Here is a 9,714-nt window from a genome sequence, read left to right on the forward strand (position 1 = left end):
GCACCTTCTATCCGTCTTCGAAGACGTGTTCCGCTTGCGGTCACAAGCTCAAGGACCTGAGCCTTGCAACCCGCAGCTGGACGTGTCCGCATTGCGGTGCACATCATGACCGAGACCTAAACGCCTCCCTGAATATCAAACAGGAAGGCATAAGAATGTTGAAGGCGGCTGGGATGACCGTCTTGCGCTCGTAACGTTACGAGCTGAAGCCTGTGGAGACATGTAAGACCCGAACGATTGTCCGGGCTATGTTGAAGAAGCAGGAAGCCTCGCCCGATTTGTTTTAAATCGGACGGGGAGCAGTCACCACCTAATGATGCGTAGCAAGATTGCTGTCGAAACCTTTTCCGAGATTCTGCAGACAAGTGGCTACCCTGCGAATGAGCAGACTCGAAGAAAGTGTCAGGGATCAGAACAACAGTTGGCTGGTCTTGGATTCCACAAGGCAGCCCGCTTGGCACCAGGACTCACTTGAAGTTCATTCGGAGCTCGACGGCCGAGACACAAGACTGCTGACTATGTGACGGACAAACAAGCTATTCGTCAGCGTGCTGAAAAGTGCAGCCGAACCCAGAAGAAAACAAAAGGGCAGGGGCAGGTGGACAGCCTGCCTTTTAGGTTTCCATCGATAACAACAAGAGGGTAGGTTGACGGCAAGTCCTCTCAAGCCATTACTTGGCGTACTGGGCGTACAGGTTCTTGAAATACTCCCCGGAGACGCCGAAGACGCGGCCGAAGCGTTCGGCATCGTCGTCCGTGAGCGGACGTTCGTCTTTGATGATGGCTTCGATCTCGGCGACCGGGATGCCGGAGGCGGAGGCGAGCTGCAGCAGGCTCATGCCGTTGCGTTCAATGAAATCGCCCTGAAAGATCTTGCCAAACGATTCGAGAGGGGCGGCGGTATTGGTCATTCTTGTTCTCCAAAAAGACGAGCGCCCGACTGGCCAAGCGTGAGCTTGAGCTCGAACGCATTCGGACCTCGGGCGCAGGATTTTGTGCCGGCGTTGGCGGGCATTAAGGGAAATGACAAGGATAGCAACTTTTGCCGCAAAAGTGTGGGCAGAAGGCTCAAAATCTCTCAATCAGCACGATATAGGAGAAGCGACGCCTGAAAATAACCCAGTCGCATGCCTGCGCCCGCATCCAGTCGGTACCGTTACCGTTCTCCATTCAGGGAACGGCGGTTGTGGTTGGAGAAAACAAGCGGAAAGGAGGGCATGGGTGTCAGAAGCTCACTGGTTGAGGCAGTCTTTTGATAAGTGAGAATTCTTATCTGCGTGAACGGCAGTCTCAAACACGTGAACACCCCCGATTCTTATATACGTGAACGGAGCGCAAAAAGGGCCGCTTCGGTGCTCAGCGTGGCATAGCAGCTCTGACGCTCGCCTCTGATCCAGCCGCTCTGAGCAGCTCCTGCCTGACTCGGACAATCTGTCACGTGCGCGCGAGCACGAAAGAGGAAGGGTTTTTCTCGCAAAGCGGAACGATCGCAACAGCTCATGGAAAGGTTCACGCCAGTTTTCGAAGCGCCCCCGACTCGCTGTCTTTCGGGGATTTTGAATTGCGTCCAAAAGTCGAAAAAAAAAGAAAACCGCCAAAATCCTCTGCAGATTTTAGCGGTTTAATCGTTTGGACAATTGAACAAGGCTTTCTGTAAGTCTCGTTCGAAATTGGGACTCACTAAGTGCCGGCCGATGACTTAACAGCTTTTATAAGCTCTTTGACAATTTCAGCCCACGCGTTGGATGAGGGCGATGAATCGGTTTCAGGCTTATTGTCATGATGGGCGCACCGAATGGCAAATCTGAGAAGAGAGATTATCATCGACAATAGAACGACAGTAATCAACGACATTTTTGCGCACATGAACAAAACGGAAGACATTTCCATTTTATCTGTCGGCCAGAACTCAGCCATTATGTACAGCCACAGAACTGCTACGAAACCGCAAAAAATCAAAGCGGACCAAAAGGCAACTGTACGAAAAGTATGAGCTTGTTCGGCTTCTCTAGTTTTCCAAACTTTTTCTGGATCTGCCCGAGTTGTGGATTCGGGATCGAATGGCAGGGATTGTAGAGGCCGCAAGCTAGAATTAAGTTCTTCGTTACCGCGATCTGTCATCTCAGAACGTTGGTCTTGAAATAGTTGCTAACGTTTTCATCAGACAATCTTCCGTAAAGGGAAGAACCGCCGTCAGAAGCAAGATACCAAGGCGAACCCTTTAAGTGAGTCCAATCCGAAAGCTGTTTTGCGGTAAATTTGCCGAAACTATCCAATGTTTCATCGATCAATTTACGCACGCTTTCTGGCAGCGCGTCTACGTCTGGGGTTTCTTTATCCTGAAAGGCGAGCACATGGAAGAATTGAACGCTTCTCAGGGCTTCTGGAAAAACGGGGCCATATTGCCAAGCTGCAGGATACTCATCGATGAGTCGCAAGCCGAACTTCCCCAACACTGTCCCATAACAACAATACATAAGCTTTTGAAGCTTTGTAATGTTAAGGGTAATTTCTTTTTCGTGGCAACGTTTGATGATGTAGGCCATCACCTGGAGGCTATCCAGTGGGCGAAATGTCGCTTCCGTCATAGCACCTCCTGTTAAATGTGTTAGACGGGAGGGATTCTCTTTTACCACATTTTAGGGTGTTTGTCCAGCTTCATCCTGAAAATTTTTCCGGCTTGTGCGGCCGTATAAACCAAGCTGCATGATTGCCGAGGTGTTCGCTCCGATTCGATCGAAATCTGGACGGCCTGCCACGAGGCCGGCTTAAGCAAGCGAGATTTCCATCGCCATTGTCTTCCCTCCTGATTTCCTCCCGAAACCGGCCGCTCCAGGCGTGCTCTATTCGGGTCTTCGGGTCCTGGAGAATCTGGCCACAATCGAGCGACATCATTTTCGGACGCGTCATAAACAGTTGCTGCCTCCCCTATCATACGATGACCCAGGCCGAAAGAACTTTTCAAATCGGCCGCCTCATTCCCATGCATGACCGCACCGACCATGAATTTCTTCACCCGAACCATCCTCGCCTCCGCGCTCGCCGTCTGCGCCTCGCAGGCAGCACTCGGCGCCTCCGTCATCCCGCACGCGTCCATTCCGGGACTCGTTGATTTCGGCGTTCCGTTCACGCAGAACGGAACGGTCGTCATGAGCGAGAAATATGACGTCTTCAGGCCCAACCGCGAGGTCGCCGACAGCTTCAAGCTGCGTCCTGACGGCTATGCCGACTTTGTCGAGTATCACTTCAAGCACCTGAGTCCCGACGAACCGACGGTTGAGGTCACCCGCGTCCATGTCCCGGGCATCAGGCGAGCGGAGGTTGACAAAGCTGTCGCCTTCTATGTGGACAAGATGGCCAAGTCGAGCGGCGAGGCGTTCGTCAAGAAGGGATCCAACTATCTGTCCGAGACCTTCGACATCATTGTCGACGGCACGAGCATCGCCGTCATGGTTGCACCTGCAGTTGCTCAGGCGGCCGAGATCGAGGCGGTGATGAAGCGCAAGGACTATCGCATGAGGATCGGTGCCGTGACGCTCGGCATCGACAGCAAGGGCGACTTCTTCCGGACCGTGCCCCGGGACGAATACAGCGGAACCGGTTGGAAGAACAGCAAGCCCGAACTCGTCATCGAGGTGGTCGAACTGCTCAAGAACCGCATCGCCGTGAACGCCTCGCTCGGAAATCATGTCAACGTTGAAGACGCCAGCGCGTCGAGAAGGGCACTGATTGCGAAGATCCGAACCGAGATCCACGATTATCCCGCCAAGCCCGAGCTGGCGAAGGGACTCTTCTGATCACCGGACACAGAATCCTGAGGGCACGGTTCGCCCTCAGAACCCGCGCCACGCCGGGTAATGCCCGATCCCTCCATTCTCCTTCCCATCCTGTCCAGTCCGCGTGGCCCCTCGTCATTGCCGCGCACCCGCCGGGCAGCCCTGCATGAACATATCGGAGCAAAGAGGAGAAGACGGAACCTCACAGTCATCCCATCTCAAACATCCTTCAGGAAGAGACGGATGTTGTCCTCAGTGTCAAAAAGGCGACACATCCGCCTTTCGTCTGGACTAACGTCTGGTGAGACCAATTGACATTGAAGGTATTGGATGTCAATTTCCAAAACGCCTCTCTCATCGAATTTTCGGGTTCTTCTCCGAAGTTTCGCGGCACGAAAAGGGTAGGGCAAAGACAACAATCTAAGGGTTTACCCACCCCCCTATCGGCAATTCCTTTAAAAAGAGAGGTATGCGAAACAGGTGAACCCGAAACCGTTCACGTTGAGTGCGGAATTCTACATGAGGGTTCGCACCTACTTGGAGGCTTTATGCAAAAGACAATCCTCGCCGTCGCCCTTGCCTCGGCATTCTCCATGGGCGCCGCTTGCGCTGCAGACACGAACGTCACGATTCTTCAGGGTCAGGGCACCCAACCGCTCCTCAACGGCCAGTACCAGCTTGGCGGTGACTACACTATCAACGGCACGGAATCCGTCATTGTCAAAATGGCAAACATCGACCTCAACGGCCACAACCTGACAATCGATACCAACTACACTTCCGCAACTCCGGATTACCAATCCGCGTTTCAGAACGTTACGATGCAGGGCAAGGGTAATCTCACGCTGAAGCATAGCGGCAACAACGTGGTCTTTTCCACTGGCACGTCGTCTCTGAAGGCTGATAATGTGACGCTTTCGAGCGCCCAAAATTACTGCCTCTGGCTTGAAAGCACTTCGAAGATGAAGATTGCAACCAATGAGGCGGCGGGTGTCATCAACATTTCGAGCAAAGATCAGACCGCCATCTACATGACCGGATCGCAAACGTCCCTCGACATCACCGACTTCGCTGAACTTCACATTTCTACGACGTCCGAGGTTGACAACGGCAGCGCCATCAACAACAACGGCGGCACCTTGAACATCAAGGGCGGAAAGGTTTTCCTCTCTGCTGACAAGCGCACCGCCTTCAATTCCATGACGCCCGATAAAAATTCGTTTCCCACTTCGAAAACCACTTTCGAAGTTGACGAGCTTCACGTGAGCGCCAACATCGATCAGGGTGAAGGCGCCGGAGACCGCAAGGTCGCCGCTTTTGCCGTCGGCGCCGGTACTGTCGACGTCAAGGCCAACGTCTTCACGATCGACGTGACGGAAAGCGAATCCAACAAGGCCGACGTCATCGGTCTCGACGTCTATGCAGCCGAAGCCGATGCCGCCGCGCCGATCTTCAACGTCGAAACGAAGAAGACGGCCATCACCGGCGAAGTCGTTGCCAAGGCCGGCACTTCGACCATCAAGTCCGAAACGCTTCAGGTCACGGGCGACGTGACGGTCAAGCAGGAAGCCTCCATGCCGCTCACCTTCAGCGGCAAGGACTCCTTCCTCACGGGTCAGGCGAACATCGAAAAGTCCACAGCAAGGGATGGCGACAACACGCTCGCCTTCAAGGAAAACGCCGTCTGGACGGTCAAGGGCGAAAGCTCCGTTGACGCCCTCGTCGTTGAAAACGCCACCGTCGACATTTCCGCCACGGACAAGGACGTGACGGCTGCCTCGCTCACGGGCAAAAACGGCACGATCGTCCTGGACGCCGCTGGCAAGAACACGCTCACGGCGACCACCAACACCGTGAAGGAACTCAAGGCAGTAGCCTCGAAGACCGCCGACTACGTGACGACCGAAGAAGCCGCCAAGATGCTTGACCGCATCAATGCTAAAGGTGCCACGATCACGGGCGAAGTGAAGGAAGGCGACTACAACGGCTCGATCATCGTCGACCAGCAGGGCAACACCGTCACGAAGACGAACACCCTGATGCAGGACGTCCTCACGCTCAACGGCGCCACGACGCTCAGCCTCAACCGTATCCTCTCGAACGACATCAGGAAGCGCATGGGCGACGTCCGTTCCGCTGAAGGCACGACCGGCGCCTGGGCACGCTGGGATGGCGGCCGCCTCTCGGGCGGTGCCGTTGAAAACGACTTCAACACGATCCAGGTCGGCGTCGACACGCTGGTGCCGAACCAGAACTTCCGCGTCGGTTTTGCCGGCAGCTACACCAACGGTGACGCCGACTTCACGCGCGGTTCCGCCGAAATGGACGTCTGGTCGCTTTCCGCCTACGGCCTCTGGTACGGTGAAAACGGCATGTTCGCCGACGTGATCGCTCGCGTCGCGAAGGCCGAGACCGACGTCACGGCCGACGGCGCCGCGAAGAAGGGCACGCTCGAAAACTACGCCTACAGCCTGTCGGGTGAGTTCGGCTGGCGCTTCAACCTCTCCGAGCAGTTCTACGTCGAGCCGCAGAGCGAACTGACGTGGACCTACATCGACGAGGACGACCTTCACCTCGGCACGGCCTCCTACACGTTTGACTCCATGAACAGCTTCATGGGCCGCGTGGGCTTCGCCACCGGCATGAAGTGCCCGAACAACAAGGGCGACGTCTACCTGCGCGTTTCCGCAGTCCATGAGTTTGCGGGCGACCGCAAGATCACGGGCGCCAACGGCGCAACGCTCGAAGAGGACGGCAAGGACACCTGGGTTGAATACGGCATCGGCGCCAACTTCAACCTGACGCCCAACACCTACTTCTGGGCCGACGTCGAACGCACCGAAGGCGCGACCCTTGACGAAGACTGGCGTGCCACCATCGGCGTGAGGCACGCGTTCTGATCTACGTGACGAAAGAGTGACGTCCATGGGATGAGCTGACGGCTCAACTCGAACTGTCACCTCCAACCTCGCCCGAACGTTTGACGACGTTCGGGCGATTGTCTTTGTCAGGAAGGAAGAGGAGCACGCCCAACAGCGTGGGATGAGAAAGACCGCCGTGGATACTCTCCGCCGGCGGCGTTTCCTTTGCTCTCACCCGCCAAACCGATCGAGCAAAAGGGCGGGAGCTTCTTCAGATTTTCAGGCTTCTCAGAGGCTGCGCTTCAGCACCTCCACGACGTCCTTCCTCGAGAACGGAACAGGAAAGGCTTCAAGCGGCGCAAACCAGTGCTTCTCGATGTGCTCGGCCATGGCCTCGAAGTGCGTGTTGTCGATGCCGTTGCAGCCGAGCGTGCTCGCCCAGAGAAGTTCGGATCGAGCGTCGAGGTCGGCAGGATTTTCGAGCACGACGGACGTGTTGCGGATCACCGTACGCAGGATGCCTTCGATGAGACCTTCGGCGACGGGAGAGATGTCCTTCACGAAGTACTGTTCCAGGTAGTGGCTCATGATGTCGCAGGAGCCCGCAACGGTCTGGCGAGCGGGAACCGTAATCGTATAGGCCGGATCGATGAAGGAGACGACGGGCCAGAGCAGGTCGCTCACGAGCGGAAGCTTCTCGTTGGTCTCGATGTTCGAGATCACAGCGCCGTTGTCATATTCGCTCCCCGTGGCGGCGATGGTGTTGACCGTCATGAGGGGCAAGGCATCGGTGACGAGACTGTTGTCGAGCACGAGATCCCAGGCGGGTCCGTCATGTCCGGCCGCCGCGCAGATCGCCTTTGAGGCGTCCATCGTCAAACCACCGCCGACGGCAACTACGAGATCCACGCCTTCAGCGCGGCAGAGGGCAGCAGCGCGGTCAACCGACGTCACGCGCGGATTGGGCTCAATCCCTGAAAACTCGACGACACGAACGCCTGCAGCTTCAAGGGCCTTGAGAACTGCGTCGAGCTCCCCGTTGCGGCGCACGCTGCCGCCGCCCGTGACGACGAGCGCCGTTTTATACCTGCGTGAGGTAAGTTCGTCAGCCATGTGGTCGGCCACGGCGCCGACGCCGAAATGAAGCTTCGTGGGTTAATGGTAGGTGAAGGACTGCATGAGCCGGTCTCCTTGTTCGTGGTGTGTGCGTTGCGGACGGCTCCGGCACTCGGCCCGCCCTCCTTCATGCAGGGAATTCTGCACCTCACGGCTTTGGTGTCATTGCCCGTTTCTCTCAACGACTTGCCCAAAGTTCTTGAATTGGACGTGTGGCAAAAAAGTCACTCCGCAAGCAGGAATTGCGCAAGCTAGGGTAATCCCTTAGTTTCAGGATCCAGACTGTCGCTGAAAACAGGCCGATCTACTGCTAGAGCCTCTCGCAGAGGGAAAGACGTCCGATATGTGATTCCCACTGAAGTCAACGTGAAGCCGAAGGCGCTTCACGAGCGGGGGAAGGGCGTTCTCGGCATTTCGTCGTCTTTGTACGAGAGGCGCCGTTGCTGTATAGTGTCGCCTCACTGAACAAACGTTCATTCAGCCAATTCCTCCCTGACGCAGTGCGACAGGGGTTTAGGATTTCCAATCCACAAGAAACCACAAAAGAAGACATACATCATGAAGCTTGCCAGCAAGTTCAAGACCGCCACCGTTCTCGGCGCCGTGTGCGCCGCCTTCGCCGTTCCCGCCCACGCCGAATTCACCGGTTCCGCCGGTCTTGGCGTTCACGTCTGGGACGGCGGCTACCGCGACACGGACGCTCAGGTCTGGCCGATCCCCGCAGTCGACGTTGAAACCGATCACTTCTACTTCAAGGGTCTCGAAGCCGGCGGCTTCCTCGTCAAGACCGACGCCCACCGCCTGATGCTCGGCGTCTCCTACATGGGACTCGGCTTTGACGCCGGTGACTCGGACGACGCCCGGATGAAGAAGCTCGACGACCGCGACGGATCCTTCTTCGCCAACGTCACGTACGCCTGGCGCAGCCAGCTCGGCCAGATCACGGCCAGCATCGGCGCCGACATCTCCGGCAAGTCCGAGGGCTTCATGAGCGACGTGAGCTGGATGAAGCGCTTCGACGTGGCCGGCTTCGGCGTCACCCCGCAGGTCGGCGTTCTCTTCACGAGCGAAAAGTTCAACGACTACTACTACGGCGTCTCCCACGCCGAATCCAAGCGCAGCGGCCTCGACGCCTACAGCGCCGATGCAGGCGTCTCCCCGTACTTCCGTCTGATCGGCGACTACCGCATCTCCGAAAAGTTCAGCGTCTACGCTGAAGGCACGGTCCGCTCCCTCTCCAAGGAAATCAAGGACAGCCCGATGGTTGACGGCGACATCGCCTACGGCTTCGGTGCCGGCGTTTCCTACCACTTCTAACGAAGTCGCAGGGACCACCCGTTCCTACAGCGCATTCAGGAAGGCTGCATGTCTCCACAAGGACGTGCGGCCTTTTCGACGTCCGGGCATGTCTCCAACGCCGTGGGTCCCGTATCCAATCCGGAAGCGGGACCCGCGTGCATGTGGATAAGTCCGGTAAAACAGCCCTGAACGATCAGGTTCTTGACGGCGAAGCCCGGTACCCGGGCGAACCTGCAGCACGATGCGCAGCTCAAGCCGACGGCGTAGGGTTCATCGACCGTTCCCGTGTCGACCCGAAAGGACGACGGGTGGAAATGTGTCTAAACAACCTCGCCCCTGAAGTGGGAGGGTTTCGATACAGTCGAGGCTTTTCGCCTCGGGGTTGTCCCCGATTTGCTGTCACTCCGACCACGAAATCCTTGCTGACGCAGCCCTTGTACGGTAAGGGTCGGAATCCCCCGCTGTCGAAACCTCCCGAACTCGCGCTCGGTGATGCCTTCTCGGGCTTGAATGACTACGACACCGGCGTCACGCCAGGCTGTTGCTCCGGCTGGAACGGCCTCACGGATCCGTTCCGGGGCGTATTTGATTTTCAATATCGGCGTACAACAGGTTCAGACAAGCAGCTGCATCGCGGTCGATCCAGCGTTCGTCATCATCTT

6 protein-coding genes and 1 pseudogene are annotated in these 9,714 nt (G+C 56.7%); 4 read left to right on the forward strand and 3 right to left on the reverse strand.

The genetic code is table 11. The features are described from left to right. A partial coding sequence (locus HMPREF3036_RS11660; protein ID WP_082897443.1) for a zinc ribbon domain-containing protein occupies positions 1-194 on the forward strand: 194 nt, incomplete at its 5' end. A 477-nt stretch (positions 195-671) separates the two neighbouring features. Here HMPREF3036_RS11660 and HMPREF3036_RS09440 read toward each other — a convergent pair. Together HMPREF3036_RS09440 and HMPREF3036_RS09445 are read right to left on the reverse strand one after the other, a co-directional pair. Then, entirely contained in the window at positions 672-911 is a 240-nt protein-coding gene (locus HMPREF3036_RS09440; protein ID WP_062333933.1) for a helix-turn-helix transcriptional regulator, read from the reverse strand. Between the two features lie 1,206 nt (positions 912-2,117). Beyond that, a complete protein-coding gene (locus HMPREF3036_RS09445) occupies positions 2,118-2,588 on the reverse strand; it encodes a Panacea domain-containing protein (protein ID WP_062333935.1) in 471 nt (156 codons plus the stop codon). A 414-nt stretch (positions 2,589-3,002) separates the two neighbouring features. Here HMPREF3036_RS09445 and HMPREF3036_RS09450 point away from each other — a divergent pair, with 414 nt between their 5' ends. Continuing rightward, positions 3,003-3,797, forward strand: coding sequence for a hypothetical protein (locus tag HMPREF3036_RS09450; RefSeq protein WP_156469811.1), 795 nt, complete (start codon positions 3,003-3,005; stop codon positions 3,795-3,797). Between the two features lie 527 nt (positions 3,798-4,324). Next, on the forward strand, positions 4,325-6,676 hold the full coding sequence (locus HMPREF3036_RS09455) for an autotransporter outer membrane beta-barrel domain-containing protein (RefSeq protein ID WP_062333941.1): 2,352 nt from the start codon (positions 4,325-4,327) through the stop codon (positions 6,674-6,676). Positions 6,677-6,925: 249 nt separating this feature from the next. On the opposite strand, the pseudogene HMPREF3036_RS09460 reads toward HMPREF3036_RS09455, so the two are convergent. Further along, positions 6,926-7,780: pseudogene (locus HMPREF3036_RS09460) on the reverse strand (iron-containing alcohol dehydrogenase); the annotation flags it as partial. Between the two features lie 531 nt (positions 7,781-8,311). Between HMPREF3036_RS09460 and HMPREF3036_RS09465 the strand changes: the two are divergent. After that, positions 8,312-9,070, forward strand: a complete 759-nt coding sequence (locus HMPREF3036_RS09465; protein WP_062333947.1) for a MipA/OmpV family protein — start codon at positions 8,312-8,314, stop codon at positions 9,068-9,070. Positions 9,071-9,714: the final 644 nt, after the last annotated feature.

The sequence above is a fragment of the Sutterella sp. KLE1602 genome, from assembly GCF_001578585.1.
GTDB lineage: Bacteria > Pseudomonadota > Gammaproteobacteria > Burkholderiales > Burkholderiaceae_F > Sutterella > Sutterella wadsworthensis_A.

Coding starts and splice junctions, on each gene's coding strand:
- HMPREF3036_RS09450 (WP_156469811.1), top strand. CDS start 3,003: ATGAATTTCTTCACCCGAACCATCCTCGCCTCCGCGCTCGCCGTCTGC.
- HMPREF3036_RS09465 (WP_062333947.1), top strand. CDS start 8,312: ATGAAGCTTGCCAGCAAGTTCAAGACCGCCACCGTTCTCGGCGCCGTG.
- HMPREF3036_RS09445 (WP_062333935.1), bottom strand. CDS start 2,588: ATGACGGAAGCGACATTTCGCCCACTGGATAGCCTCCAGGTGATGGCC.
- HMPREF3036_RS09440 (WP_062333933.1), bottom strand. CDS start 911: ATGACCAATACCGCCGCCCCTCTCGAATCGTTTGGCAAGATCTTTCAG.
- HMPREF3036_RS09455 (WP_062333941.1), top strand. CDS start 4,325: ATGCAAAAGACAATCCTCGCCGTCGCCCTTGCCTCGGCATTCTCCATG.